Annotated in this window: 19 protein-coding genes; 6 read left to right on the top strand and 13 right to left on the bottom strand. The window is 66.5% G+C overall.

All coding sequences use genetic code 11. The features are described 5' to 3' along the window. Window positions 1–44 precede the first annotated feature (44 nt). From MPARV_RS0114925 to MPARV_RS0114945, 5 genes are read right to left on the bottom strand one after another with little or no spacing between them, the layout of a single operon-like run. On the bottom strand, window positions 45–1697 hold the full coding sequence (locus tag MPARV_RS0114925; RefSeq protein WP_020378868.1) for an alpha-amylase family glycosyl hydrolase: 1653 nt from the start codon (window positions 1695–1697) through the stop codon (window positions 45–47). Further along, window positions 1694–2572 carry a metal ABC transporter permease gene (locus MPARV_RS0114930; protein ID WP_012223613.1) on the bottom strand — a complete coding sequence of 293 codons (879 nt, stop codon included), beginning with the start codon at window positions 2570–2572 and terminating at the stop codon, window positions 1694–1696. Before MPARV_RS0114930 ends, MPARV_RS0114925 begins: the two co-directional genes overlap by 4 nt. Next, entirely contained in the window at window positions 2572–3351 is a 780-nt protein-coding gene (locus MPARV_RS0114935; protein WP_012223614.1) for a metal ABC transporter ATP-binding protein, read from the bottom strand. Before MPARV_RS0114935 ends, MPARV_RS0114930 begins: the two co-directional genes overlap by 1 nt. Continuing rightward, the gene (locus MPARV_RS0114940) at window positions 3348–4277 is read right to left on the bottom strand and encodes a metal ABC transporter solute-binding protein, Zn/Mn family (protein WP_031278764.1); all 930 of its coding nucleotides are present in this window, start codon (window positions 4275–4277) and stop codon (window positions 3348–3350) included. The genes MPARV_RS0114935 and MPARV_RS0114940 overlap by 4 nt, the downstream gene beginning before the upstream one ends. Window positions 4278–4325: 48 nt before the next feature. Further along, the gene (locus MPARV_RS0114945; protein WP_012223617.1) at window positions 4326–4799 is read right to left on the bottom strand and encodes a Fur family transcriptional regulator; all 474 of its coding nucleotides are present in this window, start codon (window positions 4797–4799) and stop codon (window positions 4326–4328) included. A gap of 121 nt (window positions 4800–4920) precedes the next feature. Here MPARV_RS0114945 and MPARV_RS21520 point away from each other — a divergent pair, with 121 nt between their 5' ends. Then, complete coding sequence (locus MPARV_RS21520) at window positions 4921–6849, top strand: HNH endonuclease signature motif containing protein (protein ID WP_020378870.1); 1929 nt, start codon at window positions 4921–4923, stop codon at window positions 6847–6849. A 516-nt stretch (window positions 6850–7365) separates the two neighbouring features. Beyond that, a complete protein-coding gene (locus tag MPARV_RS0114960; protein WP_157789661.1) occupies window positions 7366–8760 on the top strand; it encodes an ArnT family glycosyltransferase in 1395 nt (464 codons plus the stop codon). A gap of 13 nt (window positions 8761–8773) precedes the next feature. On the opposite strand, the gene MPARV_RS0114965 is transcribed toward MPARV_RS0114960, so the two are convergent. Beyond that, a complete protein-coding gene (locus MPARV_RS0114965; protein ID WP_020378872.1) occupies window positions 8774–9808 on the bottom strand; it encodes an ATP-grasp domain-containing protein in 1035 nt (344 codons plus the stop codon). Here MPARV_RS0114965 and MPARV_RS0114970 point away from each other — a divergent pair. Beyond that, the gene (locus tag MPARV_RS0114970; protein ID WP_020378873.1) at window positions 9807–11141 is read left to right on the top strand and encodes a hypothetical protein; all 1335 of its coding nucleotides are present in this window, start codon (window positions 9807–9809) and stop codon (window positions 11139–11141) included. The genes MPARV_RS0114965 and MPARV_RS0114970 overlap by 2 nt on opposite strands. A 9-nt stretch (window positions 11142–11150) precedes the next feature. On the opposite strand, the gene MPARV_RS0114975 is transcribed toward MPARV_RS0114970, so the two are convergent. Then, on the bottom strand, window positions 11151–13004 hold the full coding sequence (locus tag MPARV_RS0114975) for a flavin-containing monooxygenase (RefSeq protein WP_020378874.1): 1854 nt from the start codon (window positions 13002–13004) through the stop codon (window positions 11151–11153). A 99-nt stretch (window positions 13005–13103) separates the two neighbouring features. Between MPARV_RS0114975 and MPARV_RS0114980 the strand changes: the two genes are divergently transcribed. From MPARV_RS0114980 to MPARV_RS0114990, 3 genes are all read left to right on the top strand, one after another. After that, entirely contained in the window at window positions 13104–13703 is a 600-nt protein-coding gene (locus MPARV_RS0114980) for a pentapeptide repeat-containing protein (RefSeq protein ID WP_020378875.1), read from the top strand. 135 nt (window positions 13704–13838) lie between these two features. Next, window positions 13839–14852, top strand: coding sequence for a Rho termination factor N-terminal domain-containing protein (locus tag MPARV_RS22940; RefSeq protein ID WP_020378876.1), 1014 nt, complete (start codon window positions 13839–13841; stop codon window positions 14850–14852). 45 nt (window positions 14853–14897) lie between these two features. Then, the gene (locus MPARV_RS0114990) at window positions 14898–15872 is read left to right on the top strand and encodes a sigma-70 family RNA polymerase sigma factor (RefSeq protein WP_020378877.1); all 975 of its coding nucleotides are present in this window, start codon (window positions 14898–14900) and stop codon (window positions 15870–15872) included. Between the two features lie 46 nt (window positions 15873–15918). Here the strand turns inward: MPARV_RS0114990 and MPARV_RS0114995 are convergent, their stop codons facing one another. The 6 genes from MPARV_RS0114995 to MPARV_RS0115020 form a co-directional block, all read right to left on the bottom strand. Then, a complete protein-coding gene (locus MPARV_RS0114995; RefSeq protein WP_012224775.1) occupies window positions 15919–17079 on the bottom strand; it encodes an acyltransferase family protein in 1161 nt (386 codons plus the stop codon). A 75-nt stretch (window positions 17080–17154) separates the two neighbouring features. Further along, complete coding sequence (locus MPARV_RS0115000; RefSeq protein ID WP_020378878.1) at window positions 17155–18045, bottom strand: ABC transporter permease; 891 nt, start codon at window positions 18043–18045, stop codon at window positions 17155–17157. After that, window positions 18042–19028, bottom strand: a complete 987-nt coding sequence (locus MPARV_RS0115005; protein WP_012224777.1) for a daunorubicin resistance protein DrrA family ABC transporter ATP-binding protein — start codon at window positions 19026–19028, stop codon at window positions 18042–18044. Before MPARV_RS0115005 ends, MPARV_RS0115000 begins: the two co-directional genes overlap by 4 nt. A gap of 118 nt (window positions 19029–19146) precedes the next feature. Further along, window positions 19147–20295 carry a Fic family protein gene (locus MPARV_RS0115010; protein ID WP_020378880.1) on the bottom strand — a complete coding sequence of 383 codons (1149 nt, stop codon included), beginning with the start codon at window positions 20293–20295 and terminating at the stop codon, window positions 19147–19149. 271 nt (window positions 20296–20566) lie between these two features. After that, window positions 20567–21241, bottom strand: coding sequence for a S1 family peptidase (locus tag MPARV_RS0115015; protein WP_051012013.1), 675 nt, complete (start codon window positions 21239–21241; stop codon window positions 20567–20569). 59 nt (window positions 21242–21300) lie between these two features. Continuing rightward, complete coding sequence (locus tag MPARV_RS0115020) at window positions 21301–22224, bottom strand: hypothetical protein (protein ID WP_020378882.1); 924 nt, start codon at window positions 22222–22224, stop codon at window positions 21301–21303. Between the last annotated feature and the right edge of the window lie 81 nt (window positions 22225–22305).

Genomic DNA, 22305 nt, shown 5'->3' on the forward strand with positions numbered 1-22305 from the left:
CATCCTACGTGCGATGCCCAGTGGGGCCCGGCCGGAAGGGCTGTTCAACGCGGCGGGGCCGCCCAGAGCGCCTCGTTTTCCATCAGTTGGTCACTAATGGTTCCGCCGATCGCACGACTGGGATTCGATGACGCAAGCACGGTCCACCCGGCACGGTCGTCGAGACCGGCGGGCCCGGCGGTGAAGTTGACCGCCACCAGCACGTCGCCAACCTGGGTGCTGCCGTGCTGTTGGGCGCCGTGCTGTTGGGCGCCGTGCTGTTGGGCGCGGTCTTGTTGGCCGCCGTCTGCGACAGGGCGAACCCAGGCCAGTACCTGATCGTCGGCCTGCACGACCTCGTGGTGGCCCAGCCGAAGCGCATCGGAGGCTGAGCGGACCGCGAGCAGGTGTCGGTAGAGGGCCAGCATCGAACGAGGGTCGTCGCCCTGTGCCGCAACGCTGTGGACGTTGGACCCGGGCGGGAACGGCAGCCACGTTCTGGCCGACGCCCAACCGTGGCCCGCCTCGGCTGTCCACGGGATGGGCGCCCTGCACCCGTCGCGCCGCCCGCCGGATGGGTCGACGATCGCCTCGGACGGCACATCGGCGTCCTCCAGGCCCAACTCTTCTCCGGCATAGAGAAACGGCGTTCCCGGGAGTCCCAGGAGCAGCACCGCCGCGGCACGAGCCACGGCCTCGTCACCGCCAAAGCGGGTGCGGTGCCGAGGATTGTCGTGGTTGGACAAGACCCAGGTGGTTTGCAGGCCCTTTGAGGCGAAGTGCTGGTCGGCGCCGGCCAGGTTGGTTCGCCAGGCCTCGGCATCCCACGGCCCGAACATGGCAGGAAAGTTGAACGCCAGGTGAAGCTCCGGTGCGGTGTCACTTCCCGGGGGGCCGTTGCTGCCGTAGTAGGTGGCGATCTGGGCGGAATCCAGCAGGTACACCTCGCCGATGGCCACGCGGTCGCCGTGGTAACCGTCGAGGACCGCGCGGATCTCTCGTAGGTACTCGTGAGCCGCCGGTTCGTCGACGAGCACCACGGCCGGCAACGCCGCCAACTCAGCGGGTACGTCGGGCAGTGCGGGGTCTTTGCCGATCAAGTGAATGACGTCCATGCGGAACCCGTCCACGCCCCGGTCCAACCAAAATCTCAGGGAGTCGGCCATGGCGGACCGAACCTCGGGGTTGGACCAGTTCAGGTCGGGCTGTTCGGGGCTGAACTGGTTGAGGTACCAGGCCTCGCTGCCCGGGTCCCAGGCCCATGCGGGCTCGCCGGCAGGGAACGCCCGGGTCCAGTTGTTGGGCAACTCGCCGGGGTTGTCGTTGCGCCAGTGGTACCAGTTGCGCTTGGGGTTGTCCCGCGACGAGCGAGATTCAATAAACCATGGGTGGGCGTCGCTGGTGTGGTTGGGCACCCAATCGAGGATGATTCGAAGGCTTCGCTGGTGCACCGCCTCCACCAACTCGTCGAAGTCGGCCAGCGTGCCGAACAGCGGGTCGATGTCGCAGTAGTCCGACACGTCATATCCGTGATCCACCATCGGCGATGGAAACACCGGCGACAACCAGATGGCATCCACGCCGAGGGTTTCCAGGTGGCCGAGCCCGTCGATGATGCCCCGCAGGTCGCCAACCCCGTTGCCGGAGGTGTCACGGAAGCTGCGTGGGTAGATCTGGTAGACGACGGCGCTGCGCCACCACGGGGCCGGTTCGGTCATCGCCCCAGGGTAGATGCGGACGCCGTCGGCCGGCCGGAACGTTCCAGTACACGGCTGCGGGCGAGTGCGGCCAGCCAACCGCCGAAGGCGAGCGACACGATCGGGAAGCTGGGCGGCAGGTTGAACATCGCCGACAACACCAGGCCGCCCCACACACAGCCGAGGGCGATCCCTGTGGCGATGGCGACCGCGGCGATCGGCCGGGCGGTGATCACCAGTGCGGTGGCGGCCGGCGTGACGACCAAGGCGAACAGCAACAGGGTGCCGACCACCTGGGTGGCCATGGCGACCACCAGTGCCAACAGCACCAGGAAGGCGATGCCCAGGGAGCGGACCGGCACGCCGCGCGCCTCGGCCACCTCCGGGGTGATCGAGGCAAATAACAGCGGCCTGGCGATGATCACCATCGCGACGACGAGCACGGCGGTCATCGTGCCGAACACGATCAACTGCTCGGCGGAGATGGCCAACAGGTTGCCGAACAGCACGCTGGTGACGCTGGTGGTGCTGTCGGTCGCCATCGAGGCGAACAGCACGCCGAGCGAGGTGGCGAAGGCGAGCACGGTGCCGGTGGCCACCTCCCGTCGATCCACCCGTTTGCCGAACGCTCCGATCGCAAGGCCCCCGGCGACGCAGAACACCGCCAGACCGAGCGTGACCGGTGCTCCGATCAAGGCCGCCCCGGTGGCTCCCGGAAACCCGATGTGGGCCAGGGCGTGGGCGGCGAAGGCGTCACGACGGACGACTACGAAGTACCCGACCAACCCGGAGGCCAACGCCACCAGCGTTCCGCCGATGAACGCGTGGCGCATGAAGGTGGCGCCGAGCACCTCGATCCAGCTGTTTTGGTAGCCGATCTGTGCGAGCAGACCCATCAGGCGTTGCGGGTGAACAGATCACCCTGCGGGGTCCGGACCACCGCAATTGACGTTCCGTACAGGTGGCTGAGCAGTTCCTCGTCGACGACCTTGCCGATCACGTCGTAGTGGGCGTGTTCGTCCAGCAGGTACACGGCGCTGGTGAGCACCTCGAGCAGCGAGTTGAGCTGGTGGGCGACGACGAACACGGTCATGTTTCGCTCGGTGGCGAGGCGGCCGAGCAGCGCAGCGATCTGGCGCTGGTTACGCATGTCGAGGTTGGCCAACGGCTCGTCGAGTAACAACAGGTCCGGCGAGTTGACCAGCCCCGCAGCGATCGCCACCCGCTGCTGTTGCCCACCGGACACCTGCGACATTCGCTCGTCGGCGAAGCCGGTCGCATCGACGGCGGCCAATGCCTCGTCGACGAGGGCGTGAGGCTGGAGGTTGCGTTGGCCCACGCCCCAGCGGGTGCCCAGCAGGGACAGGTGCACCAGGTCGCGGCACCGCACCGCATCGCCGACGGCTGCGGTGTAGTTCTGAGGTACATATCCGATGCGAGGGTTGCCCCGACGGGGTGTTTCGCCCAGCACCTCGATGCTGCCGGTGCTCGGGGTGAGCAGGCCCAGCAGCAGCTTCAGGAAGGTGGTTTTGCCGGAGCCGTTGGGACCGATCACTCCGACGATGCAACCGCGGGGGACTTCGAAGGTGCCCTCCGACCAGATCTCTCGGCCACCTCGAACGACTGCGACGTCGGAGAAACGGACGACCGGACGCTTCGCGTCAGAGCCGTTCATGAGGCGACAGCGCTCGTGAGCGTCCGCATCTGGGCGACCTGCCAGGGGATGAACCCGTCAGTGTCGGCCGGCACGGTCTCGGTCACTTCAACCACCGGCACCTTGGCAGCTTCGGCGGTTCGGCGCAGCTGGTCGGCCACCGGGCTTTCACTCTGTGGGTTGACGACGAGCACGGCGACGTCGCCCGAGGTGAGCAGCTTCTCGAACGCAGCCAGATCTGCGGGAGAAGGGTCGGTTTCGTTGAGTGCAGCCGCCCGGAACCCCCGAGGTGTGGCATTGCGCAGCTCGGCGGCCTCCAACAGGTCGTCCGCCACCGGCTCGGTCGAGGCGAAAGCGGCGCCGTCGGCTGCATCCCGCAGATCGTCGAGCGCCGTGTCGTAGGGCTGGAGCGCTGCCGCCCACGCCGTGGAGCGCTGGTCGAGGTAGTCGGCTGCGTCGGGGGCAAGGTCGGTCAGTTCCTCGGTGATCGCCTGGCTCGTGGAGCGCACCGCGGCCGGGGAATACCACAGGTGCGGATTGTCGCCGGTGGTGAGGTTGGAGACGATGCCGGCGTCGATCACCTCGGGTCCGTCATCGCCGAGTTGGTCGAGGGCCCGTTGGGCCCAGCTGTCGTACCCGAGTCCGTTGAGTACGGCCAGTTGGGCCTGCTCAAACGCTGCGCTGTCGGCGGGTGACGGCTCGTAGTCGTGGGGGTCTGCGGCTGATCCGGAGATGATCGTGTCCACCGCCACACAGTCCCCGCCGAGCGCTTCGACGATCTCGCCCCATTGATTAACGGTGGCGACGACCCGCACCGGCTTCACCGGGCAATCACCCTGCGGGGCATCGGCCTGCTCGCCCGTCCCACAGGCGGTCGCTGCCAGGCCGACGAGCATGGCGACGCTCAGGACGCCTGCAGCGCTGCGAAGAACTCGAGTGGGGCGCATCCGGAAATGATACCCATTCTCAATGGGGGCCTTCGGTCGGACGCCTTCTCAGGCCGCTTGTTGGCACGCTGCGCACACGCCGATCAGATCCACCTGATGGTCGGCCGGAGCAAACCCATGCCGGTGTGCGAGCGCCTCCAGTTCGCTGACGACCGCTGCCTCGACGTCGCTGGGAAGGGTCACGTCCTCGACCGACCCGCATGCGGTGCAGATCAGGTGGTGATGGTGGAGGCCGCTGTGCGCCTCGGCCAGTTCGAATCGGGCGAATTCGTCCCCGGTGACAATTCGAAGCGCCACGCCGGCCTGTTCCAAGACTCCCAGGGTTCGATAGACCGAACTCTGCGCCAGGTCGGGCTGCAGTTCCATGATCTCGGGCAGGCTGAGCGGGGCGTTGGCTGAGGCCAACAACGCAACCAGGGTGCGGCGGTTGGCCGTGTACTGCTGGTCGACGGCCGCCAGGGCTTCGGCGGCGCTGTCGTGCACTTCGGTCACCGGAGTCGGGGGCTGGGGGCGAAGGGTCATGGAGGGCGCCAGCGTAGCCGGCCACAACCCGTCTCGATCACCAGCCAAGTGTCCTGGGACTTCCTCTTGATGTGGGTGTTGTGGCGGCTTCGTTGTCACAGGCCATCGTCATACTGGCCTCATGCTCGACGTTTTCGACACGACTGAGGCGAAAGACTTTTCGGTGTATTCCGCCGAGGTCGACGCACGGTGGCACCCCGATCGGGGGTCCTCGGTGCCGGTCAGCGTGTTGGCGGGTTCGGTGGCCGACGCGGCACGCCTGTTGGTCGAGCGAGGAGTCGGCAAAGCACAGCCCCGCCAACCGTTGTGGGGTTCGGTTGCCGACGTTGCCGACGTTGCCGACGATGCCGACGATGCCGAGTCCGGCACCGCCAACCCGGGTGTAGCCGCTGCTGCAGGCACGGCAGATGCCGGGTCCGCTGGTGCCGCCGCCGACGGTGCCGCTGGTGCCGCCGCCGACGGTGCCGCCGCTGCTGCCGCCGACGGTGCTGGGGGTGGGGTGGATGTGGCTGATTTGATGGTCGCGGTCGAGGCGATCGGCTTGTGTCGCCGGTTCCTGGCATCGGCCGAAGCCCAGATGATCGCCCGCCTTGAAGACACCAACGCGTCACTCAACCAACTCGGTGAACGCACCACGTCCTGGCTGAGCCGCACCCAGGAGGTCCCAGGCCCCCAGGCTGCTGAGACCACCCGGGTCGCCGCCAAACTCGATTCCACGTTCCACCGGTTCGCAGCAGCCTTGGCCGCAGGTGAGATCGATCACTCCTATTGTGCGGCGCTGGTGCGTGCCTCCAACGACCGCACCGAAACAGCGTTGGTTGATCTCCAGGACGAACTGTTGGGCCGTGTGACGGGACGCCGGTTCGGTTCGTGGCGACGCGAACTGTCTGCGGTGTGTGCCCTGTTGGACACTGAGGGCCCCGAACCTGCGGTCGAACACGACGACAAGGTGTTTCTGTCCGAAACCCTTGACGGTCTCGTTGATCTGAAGGGCACCTTCACCGGGTCGACCGCGGAGGAGATCCGACAGTTGGTCGAGGCCCACACCGACCGGTTGTACCGCCAGGCCCGCCGAGACACGAACCTTACCCCCGACCTGAGAGTCCCAACCCGGGCGGTCCTCCGAGCACGAGCATTGCTGGACCTGTTACGCCGGGGTTCCTCCGAGCAGTCCACCGGCGGTCCCGTCACCCACATCAACCTCGACATCGAAGCCGCACCCATCCCCGCCACCAACACCAACACCACCAACCCCGCAGACCGCAACGCCCAACATCCCGCCGTCGGGGATCCGCCCCCCGAGGTTCCCGCTGCCGAGGTTCCCGCTGCCGAGGTTCCCGCCGCCGGGGATCCGCCCCCCGACGATCCCGCTGCCGAGGTTCCCGCTGCCGGGGATCACCGCGCCGACGATCCCGCTGCCGGGGGTACCGCTGCCGGGGGTACCGCTGCCGGTCGTGGGCAGGCTCCCACACCGAACGACCGTGACGTTCCCACGAACGGTCGCAACGACGAGGGAAACAACAACCCTGCCAACCCTGCCGATCCGTTGGTGGTGTCGCAGGCCCCACCAGGAGGAGAAACCTCCCGTGACTGGTTCCGACGGATCCTCGGCCAACGCGGCGACGTCCTCGCCGGAACCGCCAAACTCGCCGACAACAACCTCTGGCGGCTCCTCTGCAACCCCACCATCCACACCTTCGTCACCACCTCCGCCCACGAAATCCTCCAAATGGGCCGAGCAGTCCGCACCGCCACCCCCGCACAACAACGCGCCCTCCGGGTCCGCGATGGCGGCTGCGTGTTCCCCGGCTGCGACACCCCCATTGGCTGGACCCAAGCCCACCACACCATCCACTGGTCCAAAGGCGGCCCCACCAACCTCGACTCAATGGCACTGCTCTGCACCACCCACCACGACATCACCCACCGCCACCACTGGCAGATGTCACCCAACCACCACCCCAACGGCCAACCCAACGGCACCTTCCACTGGACCACCCCCTCCGGCCAAACCCTCCACTCACAACGCCACAGCGAAACCATCCCCTAACAACCAGGCGAGAGCGAGGGGGCGAAGGCCGCGAGGGGGCGAAGGGACGAGAGGGCGAGAGGGCGAGGGGGCGAGAGGGCGAGGGGGCGAGAGGGCGAGGGGGCGAGAGGGCGAGGGGGCGAAGGGCGAGGGGGCGAAGGGCGAGGGGGCGAAGGGCGAGGGGGCGAAGGCCGCGAGGGGTGCGAAGGGAACACGGGAACGGAACTCGCCGCCGGAGCGGCCCAGTCCGCTGGCAACTGCGGCTCCGCCGGCCTCTACGATGGCGAGGTCGGGGCTCGCGTGGGGCCCCTCCGAGGGGAATGTCGCTCGATGGCACAACCGGCAGGCGATTCGCCGACGGAACTCGATGCTTCGGCAACAGGAGGACCGCTCGGTGAAGATGGGCAGGCCGACCGCGATGCGAACCCTGAGGTCGACGGCGGGTCTCATCCAACAGCATCACCGGGTTCGGACTCACCCCACCCGACCGACTCACCCCACCCGATTGACTCACCCCACGCGACCGAGTCCCTTGACTTGACGGCATCGTCCGACTTGTCGGCCTCGCCCCGCGCGATTCCGTGGTCACGCGGGTTTCTGGTGGGGTTGGCGCTCATTGGATTGGTGGCGCTCGGGGTTCGGGTGGCCTACATCGTGATTGCCAAGTCCAACGGTGATGCCTGTGGCCAAGTGGTGTGCGGCGATGCCTACTACTACGGGCTCCAGGCCGAGGTGCTCGCAAACGGCGATGGATTTGATCGACCCTTCAGCGGCGGCGAGGCGGCCGATCACCCGCCGCTGACCGCGATTGTGGCCACCCCCGCAGCCTTGCTGCCGGGCGACAACGTCATGGCGCAGCGCCTCACCATGGCGTTGGTCGGCACGGGAGCGGTGCTGATGATCGGGCTGCTGGGCCGCGAGGTGATGAGCGAACGAGCAGGGCTCATCGCCGCAGGCATCGCAGCGCTGTACCCCAACCTGTGGATGAACGACGGTGTCGTGATGTCCGAGGCCCTCACCGCCCTGGGTATGGCCACCTGCCTGTGGCTTACCTACCGCCTGATCCGTGGACCAACCGTGTGGGCAGCGCTCTGGTTGGGGGCGGCAATCGGGTTGACCGTGTTGGCGCGAGCCGAATTGGCGATGTATCTGCCGCTGGTCGTGCTGCCCGTCCTGCTGTGGCGGGTTGACCTGGAACTGCGGGTGAAGGTGATCAGGTTGGCCGTGGTTGGTGCCGCAGCTCTGATGATGATGGCTCCGTGGACCATCTACAACGCCATCCGGTTTGAACGGCCGGTGTTGGTGTCAACCAACGACGGGCTCACCTTGATTGGCGCCAATTGCGACAGCGTGTACTTCGGTCCGATTACGGGCCTGTGGAATGGGTTCTGCGCTGACGACGTGCCCGCCGAGGGCGATCAGTCGGAGGTGTCGGCGGCCTACCGCAGCGCTGCCATCGAGTACGTGGGTGATCACCTCGACCGCGTTCCCGCAGTGCTGGCGGCCCGGATAGGCCGGGTGTGGGGCGTCTACAAGCCCACCCAAATGGCGGAGTACAGCAGGGGCGAGGGCCGTGAACGGTCGCTCAGCCTGATCGGCACGTGGGTCTACTACCCGCTGATGGCCGCTGCCATGGCCGGAGTGGTGGTGCTGTGGCGTCGGCGCACGGCTGTGTGGCCGCTGTTGGCCACGTTTGTGATGGTCACCGTGACCGCTGCACTGCTCTACGGTCTGACCCGGTTCCGGGTTCCTGCCGAGGTGGCCATCGTGGTGCTCGCCGCCGTGCTGATCGATCGCCTGCTGCCTGGTGATGATGCTGCGGCACGGTCCCGACCCGACAGCGGTGAGGCCGTCGCTGGCGACCATGTTGGCGTCGAGCCAACGTCAGCCGAGGCTCCGATGTCGTCCTTGGGCGAGATCGTGGCTGGGTGAACCCCCGGTTGGGTCAGCGCTGCCCGGCGACCTGGAGCGCACGACGACGCACCGCCTGGACGAGGCGTTCCGGTGCGCCGGGATCGACCTGGAGAAAGAACGACGGCTCGAACAGCTCCGCCTCCAGCAGCGCCTGGGAGCCGTCGTCCAACTGCACCAGGTCGTAGCGGCCATAGAGCAGGTGTTCGCCGGGGGCGACCCAGCCACGCTGCTCAGCCAACGCCCGCACCTCCTCCACCGCGCGCAGCGCAACGTCTCGATGTCCGGCGGAAAGCTCGGTGGCCGACACCGCCTCCTGATAGCCGCCCCCGAGCAGGCGGCCCCCAACGTCCAGAATCGGTCCTTTGACCAGACCGTGTGAGATGGCGCCGTCGAAGACGACCGCTGCCACCTCGCCCCGCCTGCTCACCGAGGCGATGGCGGGCTGAATCATCACGGTGCCGCCGGAGTCCAAGATGGTTTCGGCCAGGGCGCGGGCTGCCGGGTCTTCAACGGCGAACCGGCCGGTGTTGCGACTCCCAACCGAAATGGTCGGTTTCACCACAACCTCGGCCGGAGTGTCGCGCAGGGCCAGGTGGTTGGCCTCGTCGGCCAGCAGCTCATCAACCTCATGAAGCGATGTGGCATACCCGGTAGGCACCACTGAGACCCCGGCATCGCCCAGCTCGGTGAGGTATCGCTTGTCCAGGTTCCAGCGGATGATCGGAGCCGGGTTCATCAAGGTGGGCAGGTGTTCCACCGAGGCGAGCCAGGCCAAAAAGGCCGGAGTGCGCTCGGGATAATCCCAAGGTGATCGAATCACCACCAGGTCGTAGTCCTCCCAGTTCGCCGGTTGCGTCCACGGCCGGTGGTGCAGGTCGATACCGGCAGCGGCGAAGGCAGCCTCGTTGATCGGACGGTCCACGTCCTCGGTGCCGAGGGCGTCGAGGTCATCGGTGGTGACGAATGCAACCCGCATTGGGTCAGCGTAGAAGCGCCGGGCACACCTCACCGCAGCGGTCGCCGTGATGGCGAACCCGGAGCGGGACGGTGGCACCATGGACTTCATGAAACCAACCGTTGAACAGGTGGTTGCCGCCGCAACCAAGCGCGACCCGTCGCTTGGCCCCTTCGTGGAATTGGCCGCCAACCTGCTGACCGCTGGTGAGGACGTCGACGTACTGGGTCAGGCCTACCTGCAGGACACGCTGTGGTGGCGGGTACCCAAGCGGCTCGATCCCGATGATTGGCAGGATGCCGTCGCCGGCGCGGCGGCGTTGCTGGAGGGGCTGGGACTTGATCGATACGCCGAAATCGCTCGTTCGGACAAGACGGCACGCATCTTGGAGGCTTGGGGTGAGGGCCCCGAGTCAGGACATGCGGAGGCGCTTGCGGCCCGCAAGGCGTCCGGGCTGGTGGCGCCCGACCTTGAGGAGTTTGCTTGGGGGTCGATCATGGGCGGCGAGGAGTCCGACGCGCTGACCGCGGTTGAACATGCGTTGGAGGCGGAACTGGTGCGTTCCGGCCTGCGACCCGACGGAGCAGCGTGGAAACGTCGCGCCCTCGAGGTGACCGCGGAGGTCATCAACAGACCGGTCGAGTTCCCGCCGGGGCAGACCCGATTGACGATGATCATCACCGACCGGGTGGAATCGTGGATCGGGGCGGTGCGGGTGCCGCAGTTGCAGCGATGGCGATCCGAGGTGGCCAACCGCCTCCTGAACCCGATTGAGCCGCCCGAGGGTGTCGAGACCATGTTGGCACCGATGCTGTGGTTGCTGGGCGAGGCCGCCAAGGGTGCGAACCTCACCCAGTCCCAATACCTGACGCCCGTCACCGTGAGGGCGGCTGCCGAGCGGTTCGGTTGGTGGGATCACGACAGGGCGCCCCGCAGCGAGAGCGAGGTGCATCAACTTTTGCACCTACGTGAGGCCGCAACCCGGTTGCGCCTCACCCGACGCACGGGCCGAACGCTCAAGCTCACCAAGTTGGGGGCCTCATCGCTGGCCGACCCGGTGTCGTTGTGGCGCCTGGTGGTTCCCAGCCTGAGGGGTGGTGACGAGCTCGAGGCGATGATGGCCGAGCTGGTTGGCATGCGCATGGTCGAGGGCGACGCCGTCGGCGACGCGCTGGCGGAGGAACTGATGCCGGTGGTGAACCAACTGGGCTGGCGAACCGATGAGGGATCCCTCGACCAGCACGAGGTTGGTTTGAGTATTTGGGACCGATGGCATTGGTGGCGGGTGATCGGGGTCATGAAGTACCAGATGGGCCGGTGGGCCAAGGACCCGTTCAGGCGAGTGGAACCGCCTCGTGCGTACCTCACTGAGGCGGGCGCGGTCACGGTGCTGGCGTACCTCCGCCTGCGTGCGATTGCACCACAACACGATCTGGCGAGGTGACGCCGACGGTTACCCCGTGCTCTTGGGGCCCGGTGCGACCTTGGGTTGAACGTTGAACGTCAGCCCGTCGAAGTCGCCGCTGGTGCGCCACGCGTCGAGGAGTTGAAAGTAGGCGACCGGCCCGTCGGGGTAGCCGCACGCGTTGAGCCGCTGGGCTGGTGTGGGGTCGGCCCCTTCGTTGTTGTAGTAGCCGGGCGTGCAGTCGAGGTTGCCCAGAAATCCGCGGGTGGAGCCCTCGAACTGCGCCACCCAGGCCTCCTCGGCCTCAGCGGTCACCTCCACCTCGGTGGCTCCAACGGCGAGGGCGTGGGCGACGACCGCTGCGATGGCGGTGGCGGCCTCGGTGAGGTTGTGGGTCACGTTGGAGATCAGGTTGGCGCCCTGGTTCAACCCCACGATGAACAGGTTGGGAAATCCGGCCACGTGGTTGCCGTGCAGGCTGCGCATGCCATCGGCCCAATGTTCGCTCAGCGTCCGCCCGCCCCGTCCGGTGGTCTCGTAGGTGGCCGAGTGGGCCAGGTGTACGTCGAAGCCCGAGGCGAAGACGAGGCAGTCGAGTGGGTAGTGGTTTCCGGCCGCCCAAACGCCGGTGGCGTCGATCGCCTCGACCCCCTTCCCGTCGGTGTCGATCAGGTGGGTGTTGGGCCGGTTGTAGGCATCGAGGTACTCGTCGTGGAAGCAGGGCCGCTTGCACAGCTGCCGGTACCAGGGCTTGAGCGCCTCGGCGGTGGTCTCGTCGGTGACGATCTCATCGACCCGGGCTCGGATTTCGTTCATCTTTTCGTCGTCGGAGTCTTCGTACGCGCGGGCGACCAATTCGGGGGTAAACGCCTCGCCGGTGGTGGTCATCTCGACGATCACCCGGTCGCGGATGCGCTTGGCGATATCGGTCCAGCCGTCCATCACCAGGTCTTCGTCGGTGAACCCGCCGGTCTGCAGGGTGGCGAAGTTCTCCAGCCAGCACCGTTGCCAGCCGGGCTCCAGCGCCGCGAACTCGTCGGGGTCGGTTGGTCGGTTGTTTCGGATGTCGATCGAAGACGGCGTCCGCTGAAACACGAACAACTCACCGGCATCCCGAGCCAGGTGAGGAATGGCCTGCACCGCCGTTGCGCCGGTGCCGATGATGCCAACCCGCTTGTCGAACAGATGGTCCATTGCCTCGCCGGTCGGGCCGCCGCCGGTGTAGGCGTAGTCCCAACGGCTTGTGTGAAAGCAGTGACCCGCGAAGGATTCGATGCCGGGAATGCCCGGCAGCTTGGGGCGGTGCATCGGCCCGGTGCCCATCGCCACGAACTGCGCCCGCACCTCGTCGCCGCGGTCGGTACGGATCACCCAGCGCGCTGCGGCCTCGTCCCAGTCAATGGACGTGACCTCGGTCGAGAAGAGCCCGTTTTCGTGCAGGTTGAAGTGCCGGGCGATCCGTTGGGCATGGGCGAAGTTCTCGTGGCCCATCGTGTACTTCTGGCTGGGCATGTGCCCGGTCTCCTCCAGGAGGGGGAGGTAGACCATGGAAGCGGTGTCGCACATGGCGCCCGGGTAGCGGTTCCAATACCAGGCGCCGCCCACGTCACCGCCGCCTTCGATCAGGCGCACATCGGTTACGCCGGCCTCGGCCAGCCGGGCACCGGTGGTCAGCCCGGCGAACCCGGCGCCGATGACGGCCACTGTGACCTCGTCGGTGACCGGGTCGCGCTCGACGCGCTCGGAGTAGGGGTCGTCGCGAAAGTGAGCGAAGGGGCCGGTGGGCTCGAGATACTGGTTGCTGCCGTCGGTGCGCAGCCGCTTGTCCCGCTCGGCTCGGTATCGTGCCCGCAGCGCGTCGCGGCCGATTGGCTCGATGGTCGGGTTGGAAGCCGTGCTCATCTGGTCCTCCTGTAAGTCGACGGCCGCCGGGGCCGTCCCGAAAGATCGTACGGCGTCTCCGAAGGAACTGGCTCGGAGGCCCACGCTACGGTCGTTGCCATGGCCAATCTCAGCTTGGTGCGCGATGGCGAGGAGTGCTTGGACGTCGCCTTCGAGAGCGCGGACCACACCGTGGTGGCACTGACTCGGGTCGAGTTCGAGGATTGCGTCTTCGACGGATTGCGCTTGGAGCAGACCAGGTTCGCCGACTGTACGTTCGTTGACTGCGTCTTCCGGGAGTGCGATTTTGGCGTGCTCGTGGTCGACGATTGCACCTGGCGCGACGTGCGCTTCGAGAGGTGCCGCATGCAGGGGGTCGATTGGCGTGCCCCCAAGGCGGGTGGCCTCGGCAACCAACTGCGGTTCCGCGAGTGCTTCATGCGATACGGGGTTTTCATGCAGGCACATTTGCCCAGGGTCGAGTTTCGCAACTGCGACCTTCGTGAGGCCGAGTTCAGCGATGCTGATCTCGCCGGGGCCGCCTTCGCCGAGTCCGAGTTGTCGGGTGCGCGCTTCCAGAACGCCAGGCTTCTCGAGGCCGACTTTCGAGGGGCCGAGGGTTATGACCTCGACGTCACCTCAGGGCTGTTGAAGGGCGCCAGGTTCTCAATGCCCGAGGCGGCGCGGCTGCTGAACGGACTCGACATCGTCATCGAATAATCGGGCTTTGTGAACCGACGTGACACATGACGCCCCCGGCGCGTTACCACTGGGAGCGCCGGGCATTCAACAATGTGGGAGGAGGCCCACGCCGCCGGGCCACATTGACGAGCGTTGCTCGAAAGCAGGATCAGCATGAACGCATCCAACGAAATCACTGGTGCACTGGACGACCGCCTCGACCAACTGGAGGATCGCCTCCCGGCGTTGCCCGCCAGCCTGGTGTCGTTGCAGCGGGCGCTGGTGATCGCAAGCCTGCGGACTGCCTGCTCGGGGGTCGAGTTGTTGGTGGGCGCAGTACGGTCGATCTTCGAGACCGGTTCTGACGCCGTCGCCACAGCCTCCGACCAGACGCTGCAGGCCGTGGAGGACACGGTGGACACCGCCACCGACGCTGCTCGCACTGTGGCGGGTCAGGCTCGGAATGCCGCCGAGGACACCGTTGAGTCGGCGACCGATGCTGCCCGCACTGTGGCGGGTCAGGCTCGGAGTGCCGCCGAGGACACCGTTGAGTCGGCGACCGATGCTGCTGGGACCGTGGCCGGTCAGGCTCGGAATGCCGCCGAGGACACCGTCGATGCCGCCACCGATGCCGCCCACCCCGATGCCGGCCAGGCCCGCACGGCCCTGAAGAGCGTGACCACGCAGGCGTCGACGCAGGCGAAGACCGTGGCTGGTCAGGCGCGAAGCGCCGCTGCGGATGTGGCGGAGACCGCCTCGACCGGGGCAAAGACCACTGCCGGTCAGGCCCGTGCGCAGGCAAAGCGGGTTGCCGACACGGCACAGACCGGTGCCAAGACCACTGCCGGCCAGGCCCGTACGCAGGCGAAGCGGGTTGCCGACACGGCACAGACCGGTGCCAAGACCGCTTCCGGCCAGGCCCGTGCGCAAGCCAAGCGGGTGAAGGAGACGGCTACGACTCAGGTCACGTCGCTCCGCTCCGCCGCATCCGCTGCGGCCGACGACGGCGCCAAGACGGCGACCGTTGCCGCCCAAGACGTCACCGATCGGGTGCAGGGCATCTCGCCCGACCGCGGCTACGAAACCTGGACACGCGCCGAGCTGTACGAGCGTGCCCAGGAGCTCAACATCGAGGGCCGCTCGGGCATGAAGAAGCACGACCTGATCGCGGCGCTGCGGGCCGGCTGAGGGCGTCCGCCTGAACTGTCCTGGCATCGTCGTAGTGTTCGGTGAATGGAGACAGCCACCCTCAACCTGGACGCCGAGTTCAATCTTCGACGGCGCGAGCTGACCGGTTACTGCTACCGGATGCTGGGCTCGGGCGCCGAGGCGGAGGACGCCGTACAGGAGACGATGGTGCGGGCCTGGAAGGCCGCCGACCGATTCGAGGGCCGCTCGTCGGTTCGCACCTGGCTGTACCGGATCGCCTCCAACGTGTGCATCGATATGGGCCGCGCACCCCAGCGACGTGCCCGTCCGATGGACCTCGGTGGCCCATCAACCGTGGCCACCGCACAGCTGGTGCCCTTGCCCGAGAGCACGTTTGTGCAACCGATCGCGGATGGTCGGGTGATCGAGACCTCGGGCGACCCTGCCGAAGTGGCGATCGCCCGCGACTCGATCCGTCTGGCGTTCGTCGCAGCACTCCAGCACCTACCGCCCCGGCAGCGCGCCGTGCTGATCCTGTGCGAGGTGCTCAAGTGGCGCTCGGCCGAAGTGGCCACCCTGCTCGACGTCAGCGTGGCGTCGGTGAACAGCGCCCTCCAACGGGCGCGGGCCACGCTGGTCGAACTCGATATCGAGGCACTCGACCCCACGCTCACCCCCGAACACGAGGCGCTGCTCGTTCGCTACGTTGACGCCTTTGAGCGTTACGACATGGGTGCACTGGCCGAGCTGTTGGCGTCTGACGCGGTGATCACGATGCCGCCCCACGACCTCTGGCTCCAGGGGGTGGACCAGGTCACCGGGTGGATGGCCGGGCCGGGCCACGAGTGTTCGGGGTCGAGGCTGGTGCCCGTCGAGGTCAACGGCACCGCTGGGTTTGCCAGCTACAGGCCGGCGGGCGCCGGTCGTTGGGAGCCGTGGGCGTTGCAGGTGATCGACGTCATCGACGGTGAGATCACCGGCCATCACAACTTTCTCTACCCGGAACTGTTCGCCGAATTCGGGTTGCCGCCGGTGCTGACGGGGGCGATGCCCGGTTGAGCACGGCCGAACTCGCCGTGACGGTGGAGCGGTCCGGCGAGGTGGCTCATCCAAGTTTGAGACGGCGTCGAAGGGCGCGGTTGGCGGGCTTTTCGAGCGCGGTGTGCAAGACGCCGGAGACGGCGATGGTGATGACAATCGAGGCCAAGGCGCGGAGGCGCTGGTTGCTGATCTTCTGGCCGAGCAGCACCCACACCGGAATGTGCACCAGGTAGATCGAGTAGGACCACTGGCCGATGAGCTTGAGCGGCGGGATGCTCAGGCAGCGAGACCACGGTGATGAACGTGCACCCCAGGACGCAGCGAGCAGTCCGGCGGTGGCGATTCCCGCCAACGGAATCCAGAGGAGAAACAGCGATTCGGTGCGCGGCTCGGCCATGGCGATCGCGACAACCACCGCGACGGAACAACAGATGGTCAAGGTGGTCGACATCCAACGCTTCATGGTGCCGCCGCCCGCTGCCCAGATGGCGGCGGCTGCGCCGAGAAAGATCCCGTCAACTCTGAACCACAAGGCGAAGTAGGCCCAGTCGACGACCTGATTGCGCCGATCCGAGATGGCGCCATACAAGAATGGGTCCGGCGCAGCCGGGTTCCAACCGGCCGGGCGCCAGGCGAACCCGGCAACCACGTAGGCGGCCCGTGCGGCAATCACGATGGCGACCAGCGCCAGGCACCTGCGAAGCAGTTGCTGTGGGGTTGGGCGCCTCACCAACAGCACCATCAGGATCAGCGGCCAGGTCAGGTAGAACTGCTGCTCCACCCCCAACGACCAAAGGTGGGCGAAGTAGGTGGCGACCCCGGGCTCTGCCAGGTCAAACCAGTTCATGGTGTAGGTCAGCCCGGCGAGCGACTGGTCTCGGCCTGGCGCCGCCGCTCCCCTGGCCAACAGGCAGACCACCCAAGTGCCGACGATGGTTGCCAGCACCGCCGGGTAGAGCCGGGTGAACCGCCGGCCGATGAATCGGCGGTACTCGATGTGGCCGTGCTTGACGACCTCTCCAAGCAGTAGATAGGTGATGAGAAAGCCAGAGATGACGAAGAAGACGTCGACGCCCAACAGGCCGCCCCTGAAACCGGGTATGTCGAAGTGAAACAGCATCACGGCCACCACCGCCAACGCTCGCAATCCGTCCCAGGCTGGAAGATAGCCCAGCTTCGGCGGTTCGCCGAGGTGGGCTGCGACGGAGTCGGTTGTTGTCGTCACGATGCGATGAGCGTATTCACTCCGCCGAGTTGCCGCATTGCTCGGGCAGGCTCTGCAAGTGTCCGGGCCGAGCGGTCAGGAATCGATGGAGCGTTGGTAGGCGCGCACCGCCAACGGCGCGCAGATGGTGATGATGGCAATGATCCAGATCCACGAGTACGCAACCGGGTGGAGGAGCGACCACGGGTCGCCCGGCCGGGCCGGCGCATTGGGGTTGCCAAACAGCTTCCTGAGCGCGTCGGCCACGGTGGTAATCGGGTTCCACGAGGCGATGGTGCGGAGCGGGCCGGGCATCGAGGAGATCGGAACAAACGTTGAGGCGATGAACGTCAGTGGGAAAAGTGCGACAAACGCGATGCCGTTGACTCCCTCGGGGGTGGAGACGAGGCTGCCGAGCAGCACGCCGATCCAGATCATGGCGAACGCGAACGCCACCATCAGCGCATAGGCACCAAGCGTCTCGAACACGCTGCCTCGGATGCGCCATCCGATGATGTAGCCGGTGATCGACATCAGCGCGATCGGGAGCAGCGTTTTGATGATGTTGGCCACCGCATGCCCGCCCAGCACCGCACCGCGGGAGATCGGCAGCGATCGAAATCGGTCGACGGCCTGATTTTTGCGGTCGTTGGCAAGGCCAAGCGCCACCCCAAACGCCGTGAACACCAGCGTCTGGGCCATGATGCCGCCCATCAGAAACTCGCGGTAACGCTGCGGGGTGGCGTTGCCTCCGCCGGGCACCACGATGGCACCGCCAAAGACGTAGGCGAACATCACCACGAACATCACCGGTTGGATGGTGGCGTCGCTCAGCTGTTCAGGTTGGCGTTTCATGTGAATCAGGCCGCGGCGGGCGATGACCCACACGTCGTGGAGTGCTCCGCGTGCTTTCGGCAGCGCCTCGGATGTTGCGGGTGCCGGGGCACTGCGACCGTTGGAGCTGGTGGGATTGGTGATGGCGGTCACGGGCGTGCCTCCTCGGTCTCGTTGGATGGTTGGACGTCGTCTGCCGGCGCGCCGGTGAGTGTGAGGAACACCTCGTCGAGGGTCGGTTGGCGCAGGCTGAGGTCCTCGACGGCCACCCCGTCGGCCGCCAGTGCGTTGGCAACCGATGCGAGACCGGCGACGCCTTCGGCGGTGGGGGCGGTGGCGGTGCGGGCCGGGCGGTCGACGATCGGCCGGGCGCCGGTGACGCGGGCCAGGGTGGCGACCACCTGGTCGAGCTGGGCCGGATCGCGCAGTGTGACGCCGATGTTGTCGCCGCCGACCTGTCGCTTCAGGTTGCGGGCGTCGCCACGGGCGATCACCCGGCCGTGGTCCACCACGATGATGTCGTCGGCCAGGCGGTCGGCCTCATCGAGGTATTGGGTGGTCAACAGGATCGAAGTTCCGTCGTCCACCAGCGTCTCGAGCACACCCCACAGTTCGGTCCGCGCCCGCGGGTCCAGCCCGGTGGTCGGCTCGTCGAGGAACAGCACCGAGGGGCGGCCGACCAGCGTGGCGGCCAGGTCCAATCGTCGCCGCATGCCGCCGGAGTAGCCCGAGGCCACCCGGCCACCGGCGGCCGACAGCGAGAATTGTTCCAACAGTTCCTTTGAGCGCGCCTTGGCGTCTCGGCTCGACAGCTGATGGAGTTCGCCGTTCATCACCAGGTTTTCGTGGCCGGTCAGGAGCGGATCGACGGTGGCGTCCTGCGCGGCAAGACCGATGCGTCGACGGACCTCGGTCGGGTGGCGGACGACGTCGAATCCGGCGACCATCGCCGAGCCGTCGGTGGCCTTGGTCAACGTGGTCAGGATGCGCACCACCGTGGTTTTGCCGGCACCGTTGGGGCCAAGGATTCCGGTCACCGTCCCGGTGGGCACGTTGATGTCCACCCCGGCCAGTGCCGTGGTGTCGCCGTAGCGCTTCACCAGCCCGGCGGCCTCAACTGCATGTGCTGATGACATCACAAACTCCAAATTCGGGCCCCGTCGTCAGGTGCGAAGGCAGCGAAACATGTTGACACGGAGAACCGACGGAGCAGAACCCGTTTTCTCATCGGTCCGACCGTCGACCCGGAGATGGTCAGCGACGGCAGGCTCGGTCCATGAAATCTTCCACTGCGTCCAGCACATCGGACACCAACCAGATTCGGTTCCGGCGTGCAGGTGAGTTCTGGTGCAGAATCCCCAAGCTGACCAGTCGGTCGATGGCATTCGAGACGGCAACCTCTGAGACGCCCAGAGCGGTGACGGCAGCCTTGATGGTGATCGCCGGGTGACCGATGCAGTATTCGAGCAAGGGCCAGACAGCAGAGTCAGAGCGGGCAACCACCCGGTCGGTCCATCTGAGGCGGGCGGCGGAGAGGGTGTCAACGAGTTGGTCGGCGTTGTTAAGCGAGTGAAAAGTGGCGTCGACGAATGTGCCGATGATTGGTTCCACGTCGCCATCGCGGTAGCGGTTCAGGGCATCGAAGTAGCGAGTGCTCTCGGTGAGGAGGCCTGCCGATAGAGGAACGCTGGAGCGGCGGGTCAGTCCAGCGCTGCGGAGCATGCGTTGAATGAGGACGCGGCCGGTTCGGCCGTTGCCGTCGGGAAACGGGTGAACGGTCTCAAAGTGGGCATGGGTGACTGCGATGTGGGCCAGGGCGCCAAGGTCGGTTCGGTTGGCGAAGGCGACGAGGTCGGTCATTGCCGCGGGCACACGTTCGTGGTGGGGCGCAACGTGCACGGCGCCGTGGGGTGAGTAGCTGCTTCCGCCGACCCACACCTGTTGGTTCCGAAATCTGCCGGTCAACCGAGGAGCAGAGTCCTCAAACAGGATCCGCTGAAGCTCGATGACCTCGATCGTGTCGAGTGGTGAGTTGCGGGACAGGGCCGCGAGCAGGGTGGCCACATTCGACGCGATGAGTTCAGCGTTGGACTTGTGTGGGCCGTTCGACGGAGGCGCATGTTCCGCGACTGCAATCGAGCCGGCAGCTGCCGTCAGGTTCTCGATCTGCGACGACATGGCCGCTTCTGTCCGCAGTGCGATGACCGAAAACCCCGCCAGGTTGGCACCGGTTCGTTCGTCGAATCGGGTGATGGCGGCCTCGGCTCCCGCCACGTCGGCCGCCAAGGAGCCCGAGAGCGGAATGGACGAGCGGTCGGCGATCAGGGGGGTCACCGTGGCTTCGTAGTCACCGCTCACCTGGGCTCGTCGGCTGCGGGGGATCAAGGCATCGTCGCGGGGCATCCAGTGTCGGGACTCCGTCGAACATGCCGGCCATGGGTCATCCTTCGCCATGGGTCACCTTACCAAAGGTTAGGGCCTTAACCTTTGGTATGGCTCCCGGCTAGGAAAGCTTGCATGATCAGGCTTTGGCACGGTGGCCTGTAGACCGCCTTCATCTTCGACCATCACCGACTAGTGACCCAGGGGGGTGTGCCCGGTTGTGGCGTTGATCCGGATGCGGTGAGCCACGTGGTCGACGGAGATGCCGTGCCCAAGTCAGGCCTGGGTCGAATCATTCGTCGCAGCGTTTGGCCGGGATCATCTCGACAGCGTCAGGGCCGGTCACGTCGCTGATCGGAATCACCAATGCTTCGTCGGTCTTGACCTCTTCGGCGAAGGCAACACCAACGACCCGGCCTTGCATGTCGAGGGCCGGGCCGCCCGAGTTGCCCGGCTTGATCACTGATGTCGTTTTCAGGATCGCTCGCTCGGCAAGCTTCGGGTCCAGGGCGTATCCGGTGGACACGCCCGTCACCACCTGGAGTTCATTGCCCTCCGGGTATCCGACGATCGCAATCCGCTCGCCGTCCTCCACAGGCGTCGTTCGGACCTTCAGCGGCCGCAATGCGGCGACAGCACTCCAGTCGGCGGCGATCCTCGAAATGTCGGCTTCCTCGGCGACCTTGGCGGACTTCGAGTCCAGGTCACGGCCATCCCAGGTCGACATTTCCAGAAAGCGCAGGCCTTCGACCACGTGTCGGTTGGAGATCATCGTCTGGTCATCAGCGAGCCACGCCGATCCGGTAGAGACCGCTCCACACCCCGTATTGCGAACCCGAACCACCGAGGCTCTGGCCAGGTCGAGCAACTCGTCGTTGGACAGTTTGGCCACCGAGGTTGAAGTGGTCTTGGATGGGGTGGTCGGGGCCGGTGTGATCGTCGAGGTTGGCTGCGCCCTTTCGCTCATTCCTCCGCATGCACAACTCAGCGAGAGCACCAGTGCTAACGCGGCGCTTCTGCCTGAGCTCACCCCTCGACCGAGTCGACCAGGTCCGACACCAGCGTGTTGGCCTCTTGGCAGATGGGCGCAGCATCGTCCAGCGCAGAAATCGTCGAGTCGTACAGCTGTGCTGCTGAGTACTGCATGGCATCGAGAATTCGATCGCGGCACTCCAGCATTTTGCCGGCGGCCTGGGTGGCCAGACTCGAGACTTCGCGGGCGGCGTTGCGTTCGTCCTGCACCTCTGCCTTTTCGTTCGAGAGCTCCGAGACCCGAGCGGTGAGGTCTGCGTTCTCTTCATTGCTATCGGACAGGTCTTTTGTTCGCTCGTCGAGACTCTCCTTGGTCTGGGTCAACTCGGCGTCTGTTGCGGCCAGCGTTGCCTCGGCCTGGTTGGCTCGGTCGGTTTGATCGTTGGAGGTCTTCCGGACGTAGACGAGCGATCCCAGCAGGATGAAGACGAGGAGTGAGTTCCCAACCCGACCAGCGACCTGCCACCGGGTCGGCCCTCGACGCGTCGACGCTGTAAGACTTGGTGGAGTTGTTTCTGCAGGAGTTGGGTGGACATCCTCATCGACAGAGGCAGCGGCCTTGGGCGGTTGGGCGGAGCCGGCGGCGCCGAAGTGGTCCGGAGGCGGGGCTACCTGCTCGCTTGCCTGCGCCACCTGTGTCAGGAACGCGACCGGGAGCACCGCATCGACGGAGCGATCGGCGTCGATGCGGCAGGTGATCGTGCGGGAGCCGTCGTGGTCCTGGCCGACACCCACGTCCGGAAGCCCAGTGATGTCGGTGAGCGCAACCGTGTGTGTGGTGGCCCCATCGGTCACCGACCCGGCCTCTCGGACGATCGTCAGGTAACCGTCTGCCAACTCGAATGCGGCGACGTGTAGCCCCGGGGTTTGCGGATCCCGGATGAAACCGGTGGTGAGGGCAGATGAATGTGAAGTCAATGGTTCTCCAGCTTCGCGATCAGGACACTACGTGTTTCTGAATCTCGACGGAATCCGGCGTTCGCCCGCAGGCGGCGCCGC

Source organism: Candidatus Microthrix parvicella Bio17-1 (assembly GCF_000299415.1).
Taxonomy (GTDB): Bacteria; Actinomycetota; Acidimicrobiia; order Acidimicrobiales; family Microtrichaceae; genus Microthrix; species Microthrix parvicella.